Below are 22,438 nucleotides of genomic sequence, written 5' to 3' on the forward strand. Positions count from 1 at the left end.
CATCGGTCGGGCCGTAAGCCGGCCGCGTCGACGTGCACGCTGTGCGCCAGCTCGGGGATGCGACGGTGCTGCCCTGCGCGGCGATCTTCCTGAACCCCTCGTCCTCTGCCACTTCCCAGCGCACCGTGAGCGCGAGCGGCGGGTTCGAGGCCGCGTTCAGCGGATCGGGCAGGATGCGCGTCCACAGGATCACTGCATTCGGCAGCGGCGAACCGGAGGCGACGCCAAGGGAGAATGGGTAGCGCGAGCCGGCCGCGGTGGCGCTGAAGCTTGCGCCCGTGACCGCGGCAGCGGTCAGGCGCGCCGCGTCCAGCAGGAAGCCGCGGCGCGCATCCCGGCCGGACTGCTGCATTATTCGGGATGCGAGATCAGCTCTTCCAGCGGCGGCAGCTGGCGTGGTTTGCGGTCCGGGCCGGTAGCGACATAGGTCAGCGTCGCTTCGGTGACTTTCACGATATTCGACTGCAGGCGGTTGCGTTCGGCGTACACCTCGACATACACGGTGATCGACGTGTTGCCGACCTTGACGATATCGGCGTAGAAGGACAGCAGGTCGCCCACGAACACCGGGTTCTTGAACAGGAAGGAATTGACGGCGATGGTCGCCACGCGGCCATTCGCGCGGCGGGTGGCCGGCAGCGAGCCGGCGATGTCGACCTGGGCCATGATCCAGCCGCCGAAGACGTCGCCATACACATTGGCGTCAGGCGGTCCCGGCATCACACGCAGTTGCGGAATTTTTCCTTCCGGGAGGCGGTTGGTGTGGGCGGGGGGGGTGTTTTCGGGCGTGGTCATCTTGAAATCTCATGAAAAGCTACAATCGTCCCGAATTGAACCATAAATCCCGGACCCCTGCCATGCGACGCTCTTCCCCCAGCTCCCTCCCGCCACCCGACGCACCCGGCAGGCAGCGCACCGACTGGGCCACCCTGCGTACCCTGTTCCCCTACCTGTGGGTCTACAAGTGGCGCGTGATGGCGGCGCTTGGCGCGCTGATCGGCGCGAAACTGGCGAATGTCGGCGTGCCGCTGGTGCTGAAAAAACTCATCGACGCCCTCGCGATCGACCCGGCCCATCCGCAGGCATTGCTGGTGCTGCCGGTGGGCGCGCTGGCGGCCTATGGCCTGCTGCGCCTGTCGACCACGGTGTTCACCGAGCTGCGCGAATTCCTGTTCGCGCGCGTCACGCAACGGGCGGTGCGCACGATTGCCCTGAAAGTGTTCCGCCACCTGCATGCGCTGTCGCTGCGCTTTCACCTGAACCGGCAAACCGGCGGCATGACGCGCGATATCGAGCGTGGCACGCGCGGCGTGAATTCGCTGATCTCGTACTCGCTCTTCAACGTGCTGCCGACCCTGGTCGAGATCACGCTGGTGCTGGGCTACCTGGTCGTCAAATACGACAAGTGGTTCTCGATCATTACCGCCGTTGCGCTGGGCACCTACATCACCTTCACCGTAATGGTGACGGAGTGGCGCACGCATTTCCGCCGCACGATGAACGAGCTCGATTCGAAAGCCAACACCAAGGCGATCGACTCGCTGCTGAACTACGAGACGGTGAAATACTTCGGCAACGAAGACTACGAAGCGAAACGCTACGACCAGGGCCTGCAGCACTACGAGAACGCGGCCGTGCGCTCGCAGACTTCGCTGTCGGTACTGAACACGGGCCAGTCCCTGATCATCGCCACCGCCGTCACGCTGATCCTGTGGCGCGCGACCGAAGGCGTCATTGCCGGCACCATGACGCTCGGCGACCTGGTGCTGGTCAATTCCTTCATGATCCAGCTGTACATTCCGTTGAATTTCCTGGGCGTGATCTACCGCGAAATCAAGCAGGCGCTGGCCGACATGGAGCGGCTGTTTGGTTTGCTCGACCAGAACCGCGAAGTGGCCGATGCGCCGGGTGCCCAGCCTTTGGTGGCGCAGGGCGCACGCGTCGAGTTTTCACACGTGGAATTCAGCTACGAGACCAAGCGCCAGATCCTGTTCGACGTCGACTTCGCCATCCCGGCCGGCACCACCACCGCCGTGGTCGGCCACAGCGGCTCGGGCAAGTCGACCCTGTCGCGGCTGCTGTTCCGCTTCTATGACGTGAACAAGGGCGCGATCAGCATCGATGGCCAGGACATCCGCAAGGTGACGCAGGCGTCTTTACGCTCTGCGATCGGCATCGTCCCCCAGGACACGGTGCTGTTCAACGACACCATCGAATACAACATCGCCTACGGCCGACCGGGCGCAAGCCACGCCGACATCGTCGCGGCGGCACGCGCGGCCTCGATCCACGATTTCATCGAGACCCTGCCGGACGGGTACAAGACGATGGTGGGCGAGCGCGGGCTCAAATTGTCAGGTGGCGAGAAGCAGCGCGTGGCGATTGCGCGCACGCTGCTGAAGAACCCGGCGATCCTGATTTTCGACGAAGCAACGTCGGCGCTGGATTCGAAGTCGGAGCAGGCGATCCAGGCGCAGCTGAAGGAGATCGCGAAGAACCGCACCACGCTGGTGATCGCGCACCGGCTGTCGACGATCGCGGACGCGCAGCAGATCATCGTGCTCGATCACGGCCGCATCGTCGAGCGCGGCACGCATGGCAGTCTGCTGGCGGCGCGCGGGCTGTATGCGCAGATGTGGGAGCGCCAGCTGGCGCGGCCGGACGAGGAGTTGGCGTCGCCGCCGGTGGAGTTGCAGGGGGAGTGAAGTAGTACGTGGCGCTGTTGCGTGAGACGCTTTCGGCCCGCATGATCCGCGTGGGCTCAAGAGCCCACCCTACGGGACACGCTACGTATCCGGTTTTCGTATGAACTCGCCGTTAGCGATGACCGTAGGGTGGGCACCCCGTGGTGAAGCCGTAATCGAGGCCATTGGCCTCGATTACCCCACGCGGATTCAAGGCACCGATAACAGAGCAGGCAACAGCCCCACGTACCGGTGCAATCCAATCAATCCGACCGCTATCGGCGAGATCATACGAAACCCGGATACGTAGCGTTTCCCGTAGGGTGGGCACCCCGTGCCCACGCGGATTCAAGGCACCGATAACAGAGCAGGCAACAGCCCCACGTACCGGTGCAATCCAATCAATACGTCCAGAACATCCGCTGAATATCCCCCGTATTGTTCGTCTTGGTCAGCGCCAGCATCAGCAAAATGCGCGCCTTCTGCGGCGACAGGTTATCCCCCGCCACGAAATCGAGCTCGTCGTCATTCGCCTCGCCATTCCTCGCCACCACACCCTGGCCGACCCGGCTCGAGCGCACGATGATCACGCCCTTCCTGCGCGCGGCACTCAGTGCGGGACGCACCTTGGCCGGCAGCGACCCGTCGCCCACGCCCGCATGCACCAGTCCCTTGGCGCCCGAACCGACCAGCGCCTCGATCGCGACGGGTCCCACGTTCGCATGCGCGTAGGCCACTTCCACCTGCGGCAGCGCCGCCAGGTTCATCACGTCGAACTCGGTGTCCACCGTGTGCTTGCGGGTCGAGGCGCGGTAAAAGAACGGCTTGCCGCCGACGATGTAGCCGAGCATGCCCAGCTCCGTCGCCTTGAAGGTGTCGGCCGTGATCGTGTTGGTCTTGCTGACATCGCGCGCGCCGTTGATCTGGTCGTTCAGCGCCACCAGCACGCCGCGGCCTACCGACTCGGGCGAGCCGGCCAGCAGCACCGCGTTGTACAGGTTGATCGGGCCGTCGGCCGACAGCGCCGTCGACGGGCGCATCGAGCCGACCAGCACCACCGGTTTCCTGCTCTTGACGACCAGGTTCAGGAAATAGGCCGTCTCTTCCAGCGTATCGGTGCCGTGGGTGATGACGATGCCGTCGACGTTGGCTTGCGCCAGCAGTGTGTTGACGCGCTTGGCCAGGGTCAGCCAGTGCTCGTTGCCCATGTTCTCGCTGGCGATCTGGAACACCTGTTCGCCGCTGACATTGGCGATCTTCTTCATTTCCGGCACGGCCTGGATCAGCGCATCGACGCCGATCTTGGCGGCGGTATAGCCGACGGTAGTCGTGCTGGTCGCGCCGGTGCCGGCGATCGTGCCGCCGGTGGCGAGGATGGTCACGTTCGGCAGCTTCGCCGGCGCAGCCTGGGTTTGCGCCTGTGCGGACGATGTGCCAACCAAGGCCAGGCAGTACAGGAACCCGAACAGCGCGGCGGCCGAGCGGGTGGTATGTTGGAACAGCATGGGACTTCTCCTTAAACGTGGCGCGGTCTTACAGTCCTTTGTAGACGACGCCTTCTTTCATGACGAATTTGACTTGCTCGAGCAGTTTCACGTCGCGCAGCGGGTCGCCATCGACCGCGACGATATCGGCCGCGAAGCCCGGCTCGATCGCACCCAGGCGTTTCGGCTGGTCGAGCAGCTCGGCCGCGTGGACGGTGGCGGCGCGGATCGCCTCGAGCGGCGTCATCCCGGCTTCCACCATGTAGCCGAACTCTTTCGCGTTGTCTCCGTGCGGGAACACGCCGGCATCGGTGCCGAAGGCGATCTTGACGCCGGCCTTGTGGGCACGCGCAAAAGTCGCCTGCAGCTGCGGGCCGATCGCCGCGGCCTTCGGGCGCACCAGGGCCGAATAGTAATGCGGATCCTTGGCCTTGTCGGCGACGTAGCGGCCGGCCGAGATCGTCGGCACGTACCAGTGGCCGGTTTTCTTGAACAGCGCGATGGTTTCGTCGTCCATCAGCGTGCCGTGTTCGATCGAATCGACGCCGGCACGCAGCGCACGCTTCATGCCTTCGGCACCGTGCGCGTGCGCGGCCACGCGGAAGCCGTAGTCCTTGGCCGTGCTGACGATCGCGCGCAGCTCGTCCTCGGTGTACTGCGAGTTCTGTCCGTTTGCCGCCTGGCTCAGCACCCCGCCGGTGGCGGTGATCTTGATCAGGTCCGCGCCTTCCTTGTAGCGGATGCGCACGGCTTGCCGGCCCTGTTCCGGGCTGTCGATCACGCCTTCGCTCGGCCCCGGCGTGCCGATCGCTTCACCCAGGAAGTGCGAGAGGTTGTTGGTCGGGTCGGCGTGGCCGCCGGTGGTGGCGATCGACTTCCCGGCCGTGAACATGCGCGGGCCGGGAATCGCACCGGCATTGATCGCGCGCTTGAGCGACACGTTCAGCGCCTGCTCGGCGCCCAGGTCGCGCACGGTCGTAAAACCCGCCATCAGCGTGCGCTCGGCATACTTCACCGAGCGGTAGGCAAGGTCGGCCGGGTCGGCGGTGAGGCGGTCGCGGTAGGAGTCGACCACCGGCTGGGTTTCGCTGGTCAGGTGCACGTGCATGTCGATCAGGCCCGGCAGGCAGGATTTGCCCGAGAGGTCGATGCGGCCGGGCGTGGCAGCGGCGGCGCCCATCGGTCCGATCGATTTCACGGTGCCGTCCTCGATCACGATGCTGACGCGCTCGCGCCAGCTGCCGCTCCTGACGTCGAGCAGGCGGCCGCAATCGACCGTCTGGGTGGCCGCCTGCGCGCCGCCCATCGCCAGCAGGATTCCTGCTGCATAAAGCTGTTTCATCGGTTCTCCTCCGTGTGTTTTTTATTGTCAAAAAAAAGGCCTCCCATCGCTGGAAGGCCCTGTGTGCGTGCCCGCGCTTTTACCGCAGCGGCGAGGTGGCGACGTCCTTTTCAGGGCTGGTCTCGGCCAGGTCGCCCTCCCATTTCGCCACCACCGCGGTGGCGATGCCGTTGCCGATCACGTTCGTCGCCGAACGGGCCATGTCGAGGAAGTGGTCGATGCCAAGCAGGAGCAGCAGGCCCGCTTCCGGGATGTTGAACTGCGCCAGCGTCGCGGCGATCACCACCAGCGAGGCGCGTGGCACGCCGGCCATGCCTTTCGAGGTCAGCATCAGCACCAGCATCATCATGATCTGGGTCGACAGCGGCACCTCGATGCCATAGGCCTGGGCGATGAAGATCGAGGCGAAGGTGCAGTACATCATCGAGCCGTCGAGGTTGAACGAATAACCGATCGGCAGCACGAAAGCGGCCAGGCGGTTCTTGACGCCGAACTTTTCCAGGCCCTCCAGGGTTTTCGGGAAGGCCGCTTCCGACGAGGCGCAGGTAAAGGCCAGCAGGGTCGGTTCCTTCAAGAGGCCAATCAGGCGCAGCACGCGCGGGCCGAGGAAGGCCATGCCGATGCCGATCAGGACCACCCACAGCAGGATGATCCCCAGGTAGAACTCGGCCATGAAGATGCCGTAGGTATGCAGCACACCGAGGCCGCTCTTGGCGATCACGGCGGCCACCGCCGCGAACACGGCGATTGGCGCGAAGTTCATCACATAGGCCGTCACCTTCAGCATGACGTGGGCGATGCCGTCGACGGCGTCGATCAGCGGCGTGGCGCGCGCACCGACGGCGGCGGCTGCAGTGCCGAAGAAGATCGAGAACACGACGATCTGCAGGATCTCGTTCTTCGCCATGCCGTCGACGATGGAGGACGGCACCAGGTGGGTGACGAATTCCTTCAGCGTCAGGCCGGAGGTGACGATATCGGTCTTCGCGTCCATCGGCGGCGCCATGCCGGCCAGGTGCATCGCGTCGCCCGGGCGGAACAGGTTCACCAGGATCAGGCCCAGCGACAGCGACAGGATGGAGGCGATGACGAACCAGCCCAGCGCCTTGACGCCGATGCGGCCGACTTCGGCCGCATTGCCCATCTTGGCGATGCCCACTACCAGGGTCGAAAACACCAGCGGCGCGATGATCATCTTAATCAGGCGCAGGAACAGGGTGGTCACCAGCGACAGCGTGTCGGCGAAGGCTTTCGGATCGGCCAGCTTGGCGTTCGCGAAATAGCCGACGACGATGCCGAGCACGAGTCCGATCAGGATATAGGTAGTGAGGCGGTTTCGATTATTCATATGCGTCCAGTGGTCGGCCTGTGCGTGCGCCCGGCGCGCCGAGTCGATCCGGGCGCCGGAGTGGTCAATTTCGGGTGATTCTGCGTGCGAACGCGGTGCGTTCTGAGTATCTTGGCAAGTTCCGCAGTATCCTAGGCGGTGTTGGTGCTGTCAAGCACGCGCAAGCTGTTGAATCGACGGGTAAACATGATTGAAATTGACAAGGTCAGCAAATGGTACGGCGACTTCCAGGTACTCGCCGAATGCAGTACGCATGTGGCGCGCGGCGACGTCGTCGTGGTCTGCGGGCCCTCGGGTTCCGGCAAGTCCACCCTGATCAAGACGGTCAATGGCCTCGAGCCCGTGCAGCAGGGATCCATCCGCGTCGATGGCGTGCCGGTTACCGACCGCAAGACCGATCTGCCCAAGCTGCGCGCGAAGATCGGCATGGTGTTCCAGAATTTCGAGCTGTTCCCGCACCTGTCGGTGCGCGAGAACCTGACGCTGGCCCAAATCAAGGTGCTGGGGCGCGGCAAGGGCGAGGCGATTGAGCGCGGCCTGGCCTACCTCGACCGCGTCGGCCTGCTGGCGCACCAGGACAAGTTCCCCAGCCAGCTCTCGGGCGGCCAGCAGCAGCGCGTGGCGATCGCGCGCGCTTTGTCCATGGATCCGGTGGCGATGCTGTTCGATGAACCCACTTCCGCGCTCGACCCGGAAATGATCGGCGAAGTGCTCGACGTGATGGTGGGCCTGGCCCAGGACGGCATGACGATGATGGTGGTGACCCACGAGATGGGCTTTGCGCGCAAGGTGGCGGACCGCGTCGTGTTCATGGACCACGGGCGCATTCTCGAGGACAGTCCGACCGATGCCTTTTTCAGTGCGCCGCAGTCGGAACGGGCGCGCGAATTCCTGGCGAAGATCATTCATTGAGATGGGAATGCGCCTGCACTTCCCGCGCCGCCGGGTCATTCAATGCGCCATCGGCGCTGTGGCCGTTCTTGGCCTGCTGTCCTTCTGCAGTTACCTGAGCCCGTTCAACAAAGCCCCGTTCGACGCCGCCCGTTGGCGTAGTCCGGAGCACGAGGACGCGCGCTGCGGCATGGTCGACGACCTGCGTAGCCGTCTGCTCGGGCGCGGCCAGGACATGCGGGGCGTTACCGCGGTGCTTGGAGAACCGCACCCTTCGCGCGAGCGCGTCTCCAGCTATTACCTTGGTTACTGCTCCACCAGCTTTGATCCGGATACGCTCGACATCGCTTTCGATGAGCAGGGCAAGATCACGTCGGTCGAGGTGGTGACGCATTGATGCGTTTGCGCGGATGGGCGCCGCCGGACAGGCTCTCGAGCCCACGCCGTCCGCCCCATGCCCGGTCACCGATTGTCAACCTGATCACACCTGGCCGGTGGGCAGGCTGGCGCGCTCTCGATGCCCCATAAGGGTAAAATGACGCCGTCCCGCAATCCGAGAGCCGCCATGTCCACCATCGAGATCCCGCAATCCATCACCATCACCCGTCCAGACGACTGGCACCTGCACCTGCGCGACGGCGCGGCGCTGGCCAGCGTGCTGCCGCATACGGCGCGCCAGTTCGCGCGTGCGATCGTGATGCCGAACCTCAAACCTCCGGTCACCACGACCGCGGCGGCCGCCGCCTACCGCGACCGTATCCTGGCCGCGCTCCCGGAAGGGATGCGTTTCGAGCCGCTGATGACGCTCTACCTGACCAACAACACCGATCCGGACGAGATCCGCCGCGCGATGGACAGCGGTTTCATCCATGCGGTCAAGCTGTACCCGGCCGGCGCCACCACCAATTCGGATGCGGGCGTCACCGACCTGCGCAACTGCTACAAGGTACTGGAAGTGATGCAGGAAGTCGGCATGCCGCTGCTGGTGCATGGCGAAGTGACGGACAACGACATCGACCTGTTCGACCGCGAAGCTGTCTTCATCGAACGCGTGATGCGCCCGCTGCGCCGCGACCTGCCGGCCCTCGCCATCGTCTTCGAACACATCACCACCAAGGACGCGGCCCAGTACGTGGCCGAGGCCGAAGGCCCGATCGCCGCGACCATCACCGCCCACCACCTGCTCTACAACCGCAACGAGATCTTCCGCGGCGGTATCCGCCCGCACTACTACTGCCTGCCGGTGCTGAAACGCGAAGAACACCGCCTGGCGCTGGTCACGGCCGCCACCAGCGGCGACGAGCGCTTCTTCCTCGGCACCGATTCGGCCCCGCATGCGATCGGCGCGAAGGAATCGAGCTGCGGCTGCGCCGGCTGCTACACGGCCCTGCACGCGATGGAGCTCTACACCGAAGCCTTCGCCCAGGCGGGCGCGCTGGACAAGCTCGAAGCCTTCGCCAGCTTCAATGGCCCCGCCTTCTACGGCCTGCCGCGCAACGAAGATACGATCACGCTGGTGCGCGAATCGTGGAACCTGCCGGCCACCGTGCCGATGGCAGAGAACGAGCTGGTGCCGCTCAACGCCGGCGAGCGCATCGACTGGAAGATGCTGTAAGTGACAGCGGCAGTGACGGCGCAAGCGCAGGACGTGCCGGCGCAGGTCGACTGGACGCGGCCCTGGTACGACACGGTGCGTCCCGCCTTCGAGGCGCTCGCGCTGGAAGGCGGCGACTTCGCGGCCGCCTTCAATCGCCATGCCGCGCTGCTGGCCCTGCGCAACCACCGCGACCTGCCAATTTCCTTCGTGCCGCAGGAATCGCTGCCGGAAGGGATGGCCTATGAAGCCTTCATCAGCGCCACCGGCAATGTACCGACGCGCGAGAATCTGCACGACTTCTTCAATGGCCTCGTGTGGCAGACCTTCCCGCTGATCAAGCGTGAACTGAATGCCCTGCAGGCGGCGCAGATTGCAGCGGCTGGCGTGGGGAAATCGCGTGGACCGGCGCGCGACGCCGCCACCATCTTCGACGAGAACGCGGCGCTGCTGGTGGTGCGCGCTTCCAGCGCCGGGCGCGCGCTGGTCGACGAATTGCGCGACCATTGCTGGGAAGCGGCGCTGTTCGAAAAGCGCGACCTGTTCGGCCGCGATGCGCGCCTCTGGCTGTTCGGCCACGCCCTGATGGAAAAGCTGGTCGTCCCGCGCAAGGCCATCACCGCACACGTGCGCATCGTCTTCGCCGATGACGCGTATTTCACCCCGGACGACGCCGGCCAGCGCGCCTGGCTCGATGCCCTGCTGGCCGCGCGCAGCTGCGCGACGAAGGCTTGGCCACAAGCGGCTTCACGCCGCTGCCGGTGCTCGGTGTGCCAGGCTGGTGGCCTGGGCAGGATCGCGACTTTACCTGGACTCGACCGTCTTCCGTCCAAAGCGCAGGGAAGGGCAGGCCCATGGCTGACACGGTACGCTGGGGCATCCTCGGCACCGGCAAGATCGCGCGCGCCTTTGCCAGCGCAGTGCCGGACGTGCCGGGTGCCGTGCTTGCGGGCGTGGCCTCGCGCAGCCTGGACAAGGCGCGCGGCTTTGCCGGCGAGGTCAAGGCCGGTGCCGCCTACGGCAGCTACGAGGAACTGGTGGCGGCCGCCGACATCGACCTGGTCTATGTCGCCACACCCCATCCGCAGCATGCGCAGAACGCCTTGCTGGCCCTGCGCGCTGGCAAGGGCGTGCTGTGCGAAAAGCCGTTCACGATGAACCTGCGCGAAGCCGAGCAGGTGGTGACGCTTGCGCGCACGCGTCGCCTGTTCCTGATGGAGGCGATGTGGACGCGCTTCCTGCCGGCGCTGGCGGAAGTCAAACGCATCATTGCTCTGGGTGAGATCGGCGAGGCGCGCCAGGTCGTGGCCGATTTCGGTTTCACGGCCAGCTTCGGTCCCGAGCACCGCGTGTTCAACCCAGAACTGGGCGGCGGCGCGCTGCTCGACCTCGGCATCTATCCGCTGTCGATCGCCGCCAGCCTGCTTGGCCCCGTCCTCGAGGTGCGGGCGCAAGCCGAGATGGGGCCGACCGGCGTCGACGTCCAGACCGGTTTCACCCTGAAACACGAGGGTGGCGCCATGTCGGTCTGCAGCTGCTCCTTCCTGGCGCGCACGCCGGGCGAATTGACGGTGTCGGGGTCGCGCGGCCATGTGCGCATGAATACGATGTTCCATCGCGCCACCTCGGTGACGGTGGAGCTGGAAGATGGCACGACGCGCACGATCGCCACGCCCTATGTCGGCAACGGCTACGTCCACCAGGTGATCGAAGCGCAGCGCTGCTACCTGGCGGGGCTGCTCGAAAGCCCGCACATGACGCATGACGAAACGCTGGCGCTGATGGGCGTGATGGACGAGATCCGGCGCCAGATCGGGCTGGTCTACGAGGCCGACGGCGCGCGCTAGATTCGCGACGCATCGGGCGTATGCATGTTGACATGACGGCCAGGGCAGCGAATACTCGGCCGCTGTCCAGTCAACTTCTTCCGGCCACCATGTACCTCCTTCGTCCCGCCCTCATCGCCGCCTGCCTGCTCCCTCTTGCCGCGTGGGCGGCGCCGGTCCCGGCCGACAAGCTGGCCTATGTCGGCGACTGGCAGGGCGGCGACAGGCGCCTGCAGCTTTCCCGCGACGGCAAAGTTAAATACAAGCGTGAAGAGAAGAGCAAGCACAAGAGCGAGAAGGTCGACCTGAACGTCGACTTGCAGGGCTTCGATGGCAACAACTTCAGCGTCGGCTGGGGCATTGTCAGCCTGACCTTCGTCGTCAGCAAGCCGCCGCACCGCGAGGGCGACAAGTGGAAGATGACGGTCGATGGCGTGGAGTTGACGCGGGTCGACTAGGAGCGCCTGACAAACGCTCTCGGTTGCCCCCAGCAGATAAGCATGCAGGGCAGCGAGAGGAAAGTTTGGTGAACGTTCGCTTCCGACCTATTGTGTTGAAAAAGTCGAACGGCAACAATTTTAGGTGGTCTCAGACATCCAACCGCTCCACGATCTCTCGATAGCGGCGGTTCTGGTCAGTCGAGGCTGAAAAAATTTCGGTCAGGAGGTCTACGTTGCCGAGTTTTTCAACGCAATAGGCCCGAAGCGGACACTGGCGACAGCACGATCGGACCACTAGTCCTGAGCGCTAGTAGGGTCACCCCACATTTCAGTGAACAGTTGTCGAATTTCTGCCGCAATAAACCTCCAGGCCCACTGCTTGTCAGAAGCGCTGGAATCCCACATTAAGTTCTCGGCATACGATACATCGACAATGGTCCGCAATGCATTCGGTTCGGCACGATACGCGGCAGCGAGAAAGTCGGTGTGTGCTCGGATCGTCTCCGCATCCCTACGCTTTACAGCTTCGGTTGTCCTGTCAGCGAACGCCTCTACCCAAGTGAGTGCAGTGTTGTCATCGACGGGGTCCCATCCCCTCTCTCGAAGCCAATGGTCTGTCAGGGCCGCTTCCATTGGAAAGCGCAAACGAAGTGCAGCGACAAGAGAACTATTGGGATTTCCTGGATTCATCAGGCGAAAAACCTCCTTCGAGAGCTGGAAGCAGGCGATAGCAGAACTTTATTCAAAGAACATGCGACGCCTTACGAATGTCCGCGCATGCCCGAAAACAGACCTCCAGAATGGCTCAGTGTACGGTGCTGCTGTCTGGACAGGCAAGGACTTCTGTCAGGCGCTCCAAAGGCCACACCATAACGGGCCGCGCGGGAAAATGTATGCATGTTGACAGCTTTTTCGGGCGGGCGAATACTGTCGATGCTGTTCCAATTCCCTTTCTCCCGGACCTCCCATGCGCTTACTTCGCACCAGCCTGCTCGCCCTCTGCCTGCTGTCGCCGGCCGCCTTTGCCGAGCCAGTTCCTGTTCCCGCTGAAAAGATGGCCTATGTCGGCGACTGGCAGGGCAAGGACATGCGCCTGCAACTGGCCAAGGATGGCCAGGTCAAGTACAAGCGCGATCGGCCGGGCAAAAAGCTCGACCTGAGTGTCGACCTGCAGCGCTTCGATGGCAACGATTTCGAAGTCGGCACGAGTCTCATCCGCTCGCGCTTCGTCGTCAGCAAGCCCCCGCACCGCGAGGGCGACAAGTGGAAGATGACGGTCGATGGCGTCGAGCTGACGCGGGTCGACTGAGATGACGCTGGGCGCCGTGACGCCGGTCTTGCGCATCTTCGACGAAGCGAAGGCGCGCGAATTCTATGTCGACTTCCTCGGCTTCGCGGTCGACTGGGAGCACCGTTTCGAGCCTGGCCTGCCGCTCTACCTGCAAGTGGCACGCGACGGCTGCGTATTGCACCTGAGCGAACACCATGGCGATTGCTGCCCCGGCGCGGCGATCCGCATCGAGGTCGCCGGCATCGATGCCTATCACGCCGAGCTGAGCGCCAAGGCGTATGGGTATGCACGTCCGGGCGTGGAAGACACGCCCTGGGGGACGCGCGAGATGTCGGTCAAGGATCCATTCGGGAACCGCCTGACCTTCAGCGGGTAGGATCGGCGGCGGAGCCGCCAACCTTATGCCGGTGATCCCTTGCCGCTCACGGCCGCATCCAGCCGCTTGAACAAATCCTGGTACAGGCCGCGCGTGTACTTCGTCATGTGACGGCGCGCGTGCTCGATTTCCTTCAGTTCGCGCTGCGCCAGCGCTTCCTTGCCGTTCGCGAGTGCCCACAGCGCCAGCTCGACACGCGTTTCGACGCTGCCGAAGCGCTCGGCCACATTCTCCAATTGCGCGCCGGCTTCCTCCTGGCGGCCGCTGGCCAGGTAGGCGCGGCCCAGTGCCAGCCCGACTTCTTCGGCGCGAAAGCCCGGCTGCTTCGCCTGCAGGGGCGCCAGCAGGCCGGCTGCTCCCGCCGCGTCGCCATGGGCGAGTTTTGCGCGCGCGGCGCCGAGGAGGACTTCCGGATCGCCAGCGAAGGGGCCGGCCAGGCAGGCGTCGAACTGCGCCACCGCCTGCGCCGGCTGGCCGGCGTCGAGCAGGGCGCCCGCCAGGCGCATCTGGTTGTGGGCGGTCGGGGTCAGGTCGAAGGCGCGCTGGGCCTCGCGCACGTCGCGTCCCGGATCGAGGCTGCGACCGATGGCGCGACCGGCCAGGCGCGCCTGGCGTTCGATGCGCGAATGCGGCAGGAACACCACCGCGAAGTACACGATGCTGCCCAGGAGCGGGAAGGAAAAGAGAATGATCAGCCAGTACAGCTGGCGCCCTTGGCGCACCGCGTGCACGGCGAAGAACAGGGCGACGAGGATGTGAAGTCCGATTCCTAAGGGCATGACCGATTCCTGATGTGTATTCGATGGATGGACGCGTACGTACAACGCGCGCCGGCGACACGATAGCCGCAATGGCGGTGTCGATGTCTATCGAATTGTCACGAGGGCGCAAAAATTCAGCGATTGCACGTCGTGCCCACCCTACAAAATCCCTTCACACCTTCAGGAATTCCTCGCGCCCGCCCAGCCAGCGTGCCAGGTGCGCATCGACGATCGCGATGTGCTCCGGCGTCTCGCGCTCGAGCAGGCTGGAGGCCACGTCGCGCGCTTCTTCCACCAGCCACTGGTCGGTTTCCAGGTCGGCAAAGCGCAGCATGGCCTGGCCGGACTGGCGCGCGCCCGTGAATTCGCCCGGGCCACGAATCTCCAGGTCGCGCCGCGCGATCTCGAAACCATCGGTGGTCTCGCGCATGGTCAGCAGGCGCTGCTTGGCCACCTGCCCGAGGGGACTCTGGTACAGCAGCAGGCAGACGCTCGCCGCCGAGCCGCGGCCCACGCGGCCGCGCAGCTGGTGCAGCTGCGACAGGCCGAAGCGCTCGGCGTGTTCGATCACCATCAATGAAGAATTCGGCACATCGACGCCCACCTCGATCACGGTGGTGGCCACCAGCACGTGCACCTCGCCGGCGGAGAACGCATCCATCACCGCCTGTTTCTCGAGCGGCTTCATACGGCCATGCACCAGCCCCACCTGCAGGTCGGGCAGCGCTTCGGCCAGGGTTTCGTAGGTTTCGGTGGCCGTTTGCAGCTGCAGCGCTTCCGACTCTTCGATGAGCGGGCACACCCAGTAGGCCTGCCGCCCCTCGAGCACGGCCGCGTGCACGCGTTCGATGACTTCGTCTCTCCGGTTCTGGTCGATGGCGCGGGTGACGATCGGCGTGCGCCCCGGCGGCAGCTCGTCGATCACCGACACTTCCAGGTCGGCGTAATAGGTCATGGCCAGGGTGCGCGGAATCGGCGTGGCCGACATCATCAATTGGTGCGGCACCAGGCCGTCGCTGCCCTTGTTGCGCAAGGTCAGGCGCTGGCCGACGCCGAAGCGGTGCTGTTCGTCGACGATCACCAGGCCGAGTTTCGCGAACTGCACCGTGTCCTGGATCAGGGCGTGGGTACCGATCACCAGGTGCGCTTCGCCCGATTCGACCAGCTCATTGGCTGCGGTCTTTTCCTTCTTTTTCAGGCTGCCGGTGAGCCAGGCCACCTTCACGCCGAGCGGCTCCATCCAGGCCGCGATCTTCCTGAAATGCTGCTCGGCCAGGATTTCGGTGGGCGCCATCAGCGCCGCCTGGTAGCCGGAATCGATGGCCTGCGCGGCCGCCAGCGCGGCGACCACGGTCTTGCCGCTGCCGACGTCGCCCTGCAGGAGGCGCTGCATCGGATAGCCCTCGCGCAGGTCGCGGCGGATCTCCTCGACGACCCGCTGCTGCGCGCCGGTGAGCGCGAAGGGCAGGGCGGCGAAAACCTTCGGACAGCGCGCCCACCGCGCGCAAATGGGGCGCGCCCTTGTCGCGGCGTGCGCGCTGGGCGCGTTTCAATGACAGCTGCTGCGCCAGCAGCTCGTCGAACTTCATGCGCGTCCAGGCCGGGTGCGATTTGTCCATCAGCGCGTATTCGTCGACGTCGACCGGCGGGTAGTGCAGCAGTTTTACCGCCGGCTCGAAGTCGAGCAGGCCGAGCTGGCGGCGCACGCCGGGCGGCACCGTATCCATCCAGCTAACCCTGCGCATCGCTTCGGCGATCGCACGGCGCAGGATCGGCTGCGACAGGCCTTCTCCCGACGGATACACGGGCGTGAGCGAGGTCGGCAGCGGCGCGTTCTCGTTCACCACTTTATAGGTCGGATGCACCATCTCGGCACCAAAAAAGCCATGCTTGATCTCGGTGCGCGCGCGCACCCGCACGCCTTCGGCCAGCTGCTTGACCTGGCTGCCATAGAAATTCATGAAGCGCAGCAGCAGCTCGCCGCTTTCGTCGGCAATCGTCACCAGCAGCTGGCGCCGCGGTTTCATGGCGATCTCGTTCTTGATGACGACGCCCTCGACCTGCGACACGTGGCCGCCGCGCAGGCAGGCTTCGCGGATCGGCACGATCTTCGTCTCGTCCTCGTAGCGCATCGGCAGGTGCAGGACCAGGTCCATGTCGCTGCGCAGGCCGAGCTTGGCGAGCTTGGTTTGTGTCGTTTTCGGGGCGGGCGGGGTCTTGGGAGCGGGCATAAAAGCGGCAGATTGATGCTGGCTGGCGTAAAATAGAGGGTTCGCCGCACTACTTGGGGCCATATTGTAAGGCCAGCGGCCATTTTCCCAGAATTGAACGACAATGTACTCGCTCTCCGACTTCGATTTCGACCTGCCGCCCGAGCGCATCGCGCAGGTGCCCCTGCCAGACCGCAGCGCCTCGCGCCTGTTGCAGCTCGATGGCGACCAGATCACCGACCGTCATTTCGCCGACATCCTCGACCAGCTGCAAGCCGGCGACCTGCTCGTGATGAACAACACGCGCGTGCTGAAAGCGCGCTTCTTCGGCGTCAAGGAAACCGGCGGCCAGGTCGAGGTGCTGGTCGAGCGTGTCCTGGACAATCGCACCGTACTGGCCCAGGTGCGCGCCTCCAAATCGCCGAAGCCCGGCAACCGCATCCGCCTGGCCGACGCTTTCGACGTCACCACCGGCGAGCGCGCGGGCGAGTTCTTCACCCTGCATTTCGGCGGCGACGTCTTCGAGCTGATCGAAGCGCACGGCCGCCTGCCGCTGCCGCCGTATATCGAGCACACCGCCGACGAATTCGATGAGCAGCGCTACCAGACCGTGTATTCGAAGGAGCCGGGCGCGGTGGCGGCGCCGACCGCCGGCCTGCACTTCGACCAGCCGCTGCTGGATAAGCTGGCGGCAAAAGGCGTGAACATCGCCTACGTGACGCTACATGTCGGCGCCGGCACTTTCCAGCCGGTGCGGGTGGAAGACCTGTCCGAGCACAAGATGCATTCCGAGTGGTACACGATCGCGCAGGAGACGGTCGATGCCGTGCGCGCCGCGAAAGCGCTTGGCCGCGACGTGGTCGCCGTCGGCACCACGTCCTTGCGCGCGCTGGAGTCGGCTTCGCAGTCGGGCGAACTGGTGGCCGGCAGCGCCGACACGGCCCTCTTCATCACGCCGGGCTACCGCTTCAAGACCGTGACGCGCCTGATCACGAATTTCCACCTGCCGAAGTCGACGCTGATGATGCTGGTGTCGGCCTTTGCCGGCTATGACGCGATCCGCAAGGCCTATGCCCACGCGATCGCCAACGAATACCGCTTCTTCAGCTATGGCGATGCCATGCTGCTCACTACCGAATCTCGCCAATAAACACCGATGCTTGAATTTACCCTGCTCAAAAAAGACACCAGCGGCCTGTCGAACGCGCGCCGCGGCCGCTTGACGCTCAACCACGGCACCATCGAGACGCCGATCTTCATGCCGGTCGGGACCTATGGCTCCGTGAAGGCGATGGACCCGATCGAACTGAAAACCGTCGGCTCCCAGATCATCCTCGGTAATACCTTTCACTTGTGGCTGCGCCCGGGCGTCGAAGTATTGAACAAGTTCGGCGGCCTGCACGGCTTCATGGGCTGGGACAAGCCGATCCTGACCGATTCGGGCGGCTTCCAGGTGTTTTCGCTGGGCGCGATGCGCAAGATCACGGAAGAGGGCGTTACTTTTGCTTCGCCGATCGACGGCTCGCGCAAATTCCTGTCGCCGGAAGTGTCGATGCAGATCCAGCGCGCGCTGAACTCGGACATCGTGATGCAGTTCGACGAGTGCACGCCGTACGAGATCGACGGCCGCGCGGCGACCAGCGAGGAAGCGGCGAAATCGATGCGTATGTCGCTGCGCTGGGCCCAGCGCTCGATGAACGAATTCACCGGCGGCGAAAACCCGAACGCGCTGTTCGGCATCGTCCAGGGCGGCATGTACGAGCACCTGCGCGACGAATCGCTGGCCGGGCTGGAAGACATCGACTTCCCCGGCCTGGCCATCGGCGGCCTGTCGGTGGGCGAGCCGAAGGAAGACATGCAGCGCATCCTGGCCCACGTCGGCCCGCGCCTGCCGGAAAACAAGCCGCACTACCTGATGGGCGTCGGTACGCCGGAAGACCTGGTCGACGGCGTGGCCAATGGCGTCGACATGTTCGACTGCGTCATGCCGACCCGGAATGCCCGCAATGGCTGGCTGTTTACCCGCTTCGGCGACGTGAAGATCAAGAACGCGCGTTATAAAGAAGACACGGCGCCGCTGGACGAATCCTGCGACTGCTACTGCTGCAAGAATTTCTCGCGCGCCTACCTGCACCACCTGCACCGCTCGAACGAGATCCTGGGCGCGCGCCTGAACACGATCCACAACCTGCACTACTACCTCAAGCTGATGCAGGAGATGCGCGACGCGATCGACGCGGACGGCTTCCACGCCTTCCGCCTGCAGTTCGCCGCCGACCGCTCCCGCGGGGTCTAAGCTCCCGTAGGGTGGGCGCCCTGTGCCCACCGGATATGGCGCACTGCTTGCTCCGCGTGGGCTCAGGGCGCCCACCCTACAACAGCTCCAGTAGGGTGGGCACTCCGTGCCCACGCGGTATGGCACGCATGAGCCATCGAGACGCCGTTCTCATCGATGCGTATGCCCGGTGTTCTAAGGCGGCATGAATACGCAACGGTTCTATACCGCGTGGGCACGGAGTGCCCACCCTACAAAGGCCAGGCCAGGCCATCCCTGCGCCAACACTCCGATTTCCAGCTTGCAAATTTTAGTTGTCATTCCCATCTACCGCGGAATGGCCGCTGGCACTTCGCCGGTGCTAGAATACAGCGCTGTTTTTTATCTCATAATCGGAGTCCTTGTGTTCATTTCCAACGCGTACGCGCAAACCACCACCGCTGCCGATCCTGGCCTGACGGGCAACCTGTTGACCTTCGCGCCCTTCATCATCATGTTCGCGGTGCTGTACTTCCTGATGATCCGTCCCCAGCAGAAGCGCCAGAAGGAAGTCAAGGAGATGATCGAGGGCCTCAAGAAGGGTGACGAGGTCGTGACCATCGGCGGTATCGTCGGCCGTGTCACCAAGGTCAGCGATGCGTACGTGCGCCTGGAAGTGGCAAACGGTGTCGAGATCGTCGTGCAAAAGAACGCGATCACCGCTCCGATGCTGACCGGAACCCTGAAGTCCCTGTAAGCGGGCGCCGCGGCCGCCGGCCGCACGCCGCTCAATATTGAACGCTGGAACACTATGAATCGCTATCCCGTCTGGAAATACATACTGATCGCTGTCGCGCTCCTGCTGGGCGCGCTGTACACGGCGCCTAACTACTTCGGCGAATCGCCGGCCCTGCAGGTGACGACCGGCAAGACGACGGTCAAGATCACGAGCGATACCACGGCGCAGGTCGCGGACGCGCTCAAGCGCGAAGGTGTTCCGGCAAACCAGGTGACGCTCGATGGCAGCGGCAACTCGACGGCGGTGCGTGCCCGCTTCGACTCCACCGATGCCCAGTTCAAGGCCAAGCTGGCCCTGGAGCGCCAGCTCAACCGCGATCAGGCCGACCCCGATTACATCGTAACCGTCAACCTGGTGAAGAACACCCCAGGCTGGATGCAGGCGCTGCACGCGCTGCCGATGAACCTCGGCCTCGACCTGCGCGGCGGCGTCCACTTCCTGCTGCAGGTCGACACCAAGGCCGTGCTGGAAACGCGCGTCAAGGGCATGCAGACCAGCGTGCGCAGTGTCCTGCGCGACGCCAACGTGCGCCACGCCGGCATCGAACGCAACGGCAACGCCATCGAAGTCGCCTTCCGCGACGAGGCAACCCGCAACGCCGCCCGCAACGTGATGGCGCGCCAGCTGGCCGACCTGACCCTGGCCGACGCCGCTGACGGCAGCGAACCGAGGCTGGTGGCAACGATGAAGCCCGAAGCGCTGAAGCGCATCGTCGAGGAAGGCGTCAACCAGAACATCTCGACCCTGTCGAAGCGCATCAACGAGCTGGGCGTGACCGAACCGGTCATCCAGCGCCAGGGCGCCGACCGCATCGTGGTCCAGCTGCCGGGCGTGCAGGACGTCGCGCGTGCGAAAGACATCATCGGCCGCACCGCCACCCTCGAACTGCGCCTGCTCGACCCGACCGTCACCCCAGGCACCGAACTGACCGCCGCCATCCCGCTGAACTCGGAACTGTTCACCGAAGGCCGCGGCGCACCGGTCGTGGTGTCGAAGGACATCATCATCACCGGCGACTACATCACCGGCGCCGTCGCCAGCTTCGACCAGAACCAGCAGCCTTCGGTGTCGGTCGACCTGAACGGCGAGGGCGGCCAGAAGATCCGCCGGGTCACCCGTGAAAATGTCGGCAAGCGCATGGCCATCCTGCTCAAGGAAAAGGGCAAGTACACCGTGCCGTCGGCACCGACCATCCAGAGCGAACTCGGTTCGACCTTCCAGATCACCGGCATCGGCAACCCGCAGGAAGCGGCCGAGCTGGCCCTGCTGCTGCGCTCGGGCGCGCTGTCGGCGCCGATGGAATTCGTCGAGGAACGCGTGGTCGGCCCGCAGCTGGGCGCCGAGAACATCTCCAAGGGCCTGCACTCGACCCTGTGGGGTTTCGTGGCGATCGCCGTCTTCATGATCATCTACTACCACCTGTTCGGCTTCTTCAGCGTGATGGCCCTGGCGGCCAACCTGCTGTTCCTGATGGCGATCCTGTCGACGCTGCAGGCCACATTGACCTTGCCGGGTATCGCCGCAATCGCGCTCGCGCTTGGTATGGCGATCGATGCCAACGTCCTGATCAACGAGCGTATCCGCGAAGAGCTGCGTGCCGGCGCCACGCCGCAGCAAGCCATTTCGCACGGCTTCGAACATGCCTGGGCGACGATTCTCGACTCGAACGTCACCACGCTGATCGTCGGCCTGTCGCTGTGGGTCTTCGGTTCGGGCGCGGTGCGCGGCTTCGCCGTGGTCCACACCCTGGGCATCCTGACCTCGATGTTCTCGGCCGTCTTCGTCTCGCGCGGCGTCGTGAACCTGTGGTACGGCCGCCGTGGCAAGAAACTGAACAAGCTGTCGATCGGTACCGTCTGGACACCCGGTGTGTCGGTCGACAAGAAATAAAGACTAGGGAAACGTCATGGAATTTTTCAAAATCAAGCGGGATATCCCGTTCATGCGCCACGCGTTGATCTTCAACGTGATCTCGGCGCTGACCTTCGTCGCCGCGGTGTTCTTCCTGGTGACCAAGGGCCTGCACTTCTCGGTGGAGTTCACCGGCGGCACCGTGATGGAACTGCGCTTCCCGCACGCGGCCGACCAGGAAAAGGTCCGCGCCTCGTTGCGCGGCATCGGCTATGAAGCACCGGAAGTGGCCAGCTTCGGCACCGCCCAGGACATCATGCTGCGCCTGCCGCCAGTGAAGAGCGCGAACGGCTCGGCCGCATCGACCCTGGCGTTCAATGCCGTCTGCGCCGCCGAGGGCGGTTCGCCGAAGCAGGTGACGGTCACCGAGAAGGGCCAGCAGGTGTCGCGCAGCGGTTGCGTGAACCCCGCCGGCGCCGAACTGGTGACGCTGCAGCGTGTCGACTTCGTCGGCCCGCAGGTCGGCGACGAACTGGCCGAGAACGGCCTGCACGCGCTGCTGATGGTGGTGGTGGGCGTGGTGGCCTACCTGGCGATCCGCTTCGAGTGGAAGTTCGCCGTGGCCGCCATCCTGGCGAACCTGCACGACGTCGTCATCATCCTCGGCTTCTTCGCCTTCTTCCAGTGGGAATTCTCGCTGACGGTGCTGGCCGCGGTGCTGGCGGTGCTGGGCTACTCGGTCAATGAATCGGTCGTCATCTTCGACCGGATCCGCGAGACCTTCCGCAAGGAGCGCAAGCTGAGCGTCTCCGAAGTCATCGACCACGCGATCACCAGCACCATCTCGCGTACCATCATCACCCACGGCTGTACCCAGATGATGGTGCTGTCGATGCTGTTCTTCGGCGGCCTGTCGCTGCACTACTTCGCGATCGCGCTGACCATCGGCATCTGCTTCGGTATCTATTCGTCGGTGTTCGTGGCGGCCGCGCTGGCCATGTGGTTCGGCGTCAAGCGTGAAGACCTGATCAAGCCGGTCAAGCAGAAGGACGAGACCGACGGCGCCGTCGTCTGAACCCGGGCGGTGCCGTGCGCCGCCATCCGACTGCATGACGTGCATGAAAAGAAAATGCCGCCCGGCTCACGCCCGGCGGCATTTTCTTTTCGCTCTTCAAGATTTTGTCATCGACTTACTAGAAATGTGACATTTCCTGCTGTTGTGTGAGTTGACGCACAGAGCAGCATGCAAGCCGAACCGTATAGTGAACCTGTCTCTTTCAGGACATC

At 64.4% G+C, this 22,438-nt stretch carries 18 protein-coding genes and 3 pseudogenes; 14 read left to right on the plus strand and 7 right to left on the minus strand.

Annotated features, from left to right (window positions below; all coding sequences use genetic code 11):
• Positions 1–2: 2 nt before the first annotated feature.
• Both G4G31_RS28090 and G4G31_RS05580 read right to left on the minus strand, forming a co-directional pair.
• Positions 3–352 (minus strand): annotated as a pseudogene (locus tag G4G31_RS28090) (PhoD-like phosphatase N-terminal domain-containing protein); the annotation flags it as partial.
• Complete coding sequence (locus tag G4G31_RS05580; protein ID WP_182990627.1) at positions 352–795, minus strand: acyl-CoA thioesterase; 444 nt, start codon at positions 793–795, stop codon at positions 352–354. The pseudogene G4G31_RS28090 and the gene G4G31_RS05580, both read right to left, overlap by 1 nt.
• 62 nt (positions 796–857) lie before the next feature.
• Here G4G31_RS05580 and G4G31_RS05585 point away from each other — a divergent pair, with 62 nt between their 5' ends.
• Positions 858–2,705 (plus strand): ABC transporter ATP-binding protein/permease, encoded by a 1,848-nt coding sequence (locus G4G31_RS05585; RefSeq protein ID WP_182990628.1) that lies wholly within the window; start codon positions 858–860, stop codon positions 2,703–2,705.
• A gap of 380 nt (positions 2,706–3,085) precedes the next feature.
• Here the strand turns inward: G4G31_RS05585 and G4G31_RS05590 are convergent, their stop codons facing one another.
• From G4G31_RS05590 to G4G31_RS05600, 3 genes are all read right to left on the minus strand, one after another.
• Positions 3,086–4,189: a type II asparaginase gene (locus tag G4G31_RS05590; RefSeq protein WP_182990629.1), complete on the minus strand. Its 1,104-nt coding sequence runs from the start codon at positions 4,187–4,189 to the stop codon at positions 3,086–3,088.
• Between the two features lie 28 nt (positions 4,190–4,217).
• Positions 4,218–5,510 (minus strand): amidohydrolase family protein, encoded by a 1,293-nt coding sequence (locus G4G31_RS05595; RefSeq protein ID WP_182990630.1) that lies wholly within the window; start codon positions 5,508–5,510, stop codon positions 4,218–4,220.
• 79 nt (positions 5,511–5,589) lie between these two features.
• Positions 5,590–6,858 carry a dicarboxylate/amino acid:cation symporter gene (locus G4G31_RS05600; protein ID WP_182990631.1) on the minus strand — a complete coding sequence of 423 codons (1,269 nt, stop codon included), beginning with the start codon at positions 6,856–6,858 and terminating at the stop codon, positions 5,590–5,592.
• 186 nt (positions 6,859–7,044) lie between these two features.
• On the opposite strand from G4G31_RS05600, the gene G4G31_RS05605 reads away from it, so the two are divergent.
• The 8 genes and pseudogenes from G4G31_RS05605 (at position 7,045) to G4G31_RS05640 (ending at position 13,276) form a co-directional block, all read left to right on the plus strand.
• The gene (locus G4G31_RS05605) at positions 7,045–7,770 is read left to right on the plus strand and encodes an amino acid ABC transporter ATP-binding protein (RefSeq protein WP_182990632.1); all 726 of its coding nucleotides are present in this window, start codon (positions 7,045–7,047) and stop codon (positions 7,768–7,770) included.
• Between the two features lie 7 nt (positions 7,771–7,777).
• A complete protein-coding gene (locus G4G31_RS05610; RefSeq protein WP_182990633.1) occupies positions 7,778–8,146 on the plus strand; it encodes a hypothetical protein in 369 nt (122 codons plus the stop codon).
• A gap of 168 nt (positions 8,147–8,314) precedes the next feature.
• On the plus strand, positions 8,315–9,364 hold the full coding sequence (gene pyrC / locus G4G31_RS05615; RefSeq protein ID WP_182990634.1) for a dihydroorotase: 1,050 nt from the start codon (positions 8,315–8,317) through the stop codon (positions 9,362–9,364).
• Between the two features lie 33 nt (positions 9,365–9,397).
• Positions 9,398–10,205 (plus strand): annotated as a pseudogene (locus tag G4G31_RS28885) (DUF3025 domain-containing protein).
• On the plus strand, positions 10,198–11,190 hold the full coding sequence (locus tag G4G31_RS05625; protein WP_182990635.1) for a Gfo/Idh/MocA family protein: 993 nt from the start codon (positions 10,198–10,200) through the stop codon (positions 11,188–11,190). The pseudogene G4G31_RS28885 and the gene G4G31_RS05625 overlap by 8 nt, the downstream one beginning before the upstream one ends.
• 89 nt (positions 11,191–11,279) lie before the next feature.
• Positions 11,280–11,627: a hypothetical protein gene (locus tag G4G31_RS05630; protein WP_182990636.1), complete on the plus strand. Its 348-nt coding sequence runs from the start codon at positions 11,280–11,282 to the stop codon at positions 11,625–11,627.
• 949 nt (positions 11,628–12,576) lie between these two features.
• On the plus strand, positions 12,577–12,918 hold the full coding sequence (locus G4G31_RS05635) for a hypothetical protein (protein WP_182990637.1): 342 nt from the start codon (positions 12,577–12,579) through the stop codon (positions 12,916–12,918).
• 1 nt (position 12,919) lies between these two features.
• Positions 12,920–13,276, plus strand: a complete 357-nt coding sequence (locus G4G31_RS05640) for a glyoxalase superfamily protein (protein ID WP_182990638.1) — start codon at positions 12,920–12,922, stop codon at positions 13,274–13,276.
• A gap of 23 nt (positions 13,277–13,299) precedes the next feature.
• On the opposite strand, the gene G4G31_RS05645 is transcribed toward G4G31_RS05640, so the two are convergent.
• Positions 13,300–14,055: a tetratricopeptide repeat protein gene (locus G4G31_RS05645; protein ID WP_182990639.1), complete on the minus strand. Its 756-nt coding sequence runs from the start codon at positions 14,053–14,055 to the stop codon at positions 13,300–13,302.
• A gap of 154 nt (positions 14,056–14,209) precedes the next feature.
• A pseudogene (gene recG, locus G4G31_RS05650) lies at positions 14,210–16,268 on the minus strand (ATP-dependent DNA helicase RecG).
• 103 nt (positions 16,269–16,371) lie between these two features.
• On the opposite strand from recG, the gene queA reads away from it, so the two are divergent.
• The 5 genes from queA to secF all read left to right on the plus strand — a co-directional run bounded on the left by queA (position 16,372) and on the right by secF (position 22,226).
• The gene (queA, locus tag G4G31_RS05655; protein ID WP_182990640.1) at positions 16,372–17,397 is read left to right on the plus strand and encodes a tRNA preQ1(34) S-adenosylmethionine ribosyltransferase-isomerase QueA; all 1,026 of its coding nucleotides are present in this window, start codon (positions 16,372–16,374) and stop codon (positions 17,395–17,397) included.
• A gap of 6 nt (positions 17,398–17,403) precedes the next feature.
• Complete coding sequence (tgt, locus tag G4G31_RS05660) at positions 17,404–18,543, plus strand: tRNA guanosine(34) transglycosylase Tgt (RefSeq protein WP_182990641.1); 1,140 nt, start codon at positions 17,404–17,406, stop codon at positions 18,541–18,543.
• A 382-nt stretch (positions 18,544–18,925) separates the two neighbouring features.
• A complete protein-coding gene (gene yajC, locus G4G31_RS05665; protein ID WP_182990642.1) occupies positions 18,926–19,258 on the plus strand; it encodes a preprotein translocase subunit YajC in 333 nt (110 codons plus the stop codon).
• Between the two features lie 54 nt (positions 19,259–19,312).
• A complete protein-coding gene (gene secD / locus G4G31_RS05670; RefSeq protein WP_182990643.1) occupies positions 19,313–21,190 on the plus strand; it encodes a protein translocase subunit SecD in 1,878 nt (625 codons plus the stop codon).
• Positions 21,191–21,206: 16 nt separating this feature from the next.
• A complete protein-coding gene (gene secF, locus G4G31_RS05675) occupies positions 21,207–22,226 on the plus strand; it encodes a protein translocase subunit SecF (protein ID WP_182990644.1) in 1,020 nt (339 codons plus the stop codon).
• Positions 22,227–22,438: the final 212 nt, after the last annotated feature.

Source organism: Massilia sp. Se16.2.3 (genome assembly GCF_014171595.1).
GTDB lineage: Bacteria > Pseudomonadota > Gammaproteobacteria > Burkholderiales > Burkholderiaceae_D > Telluria.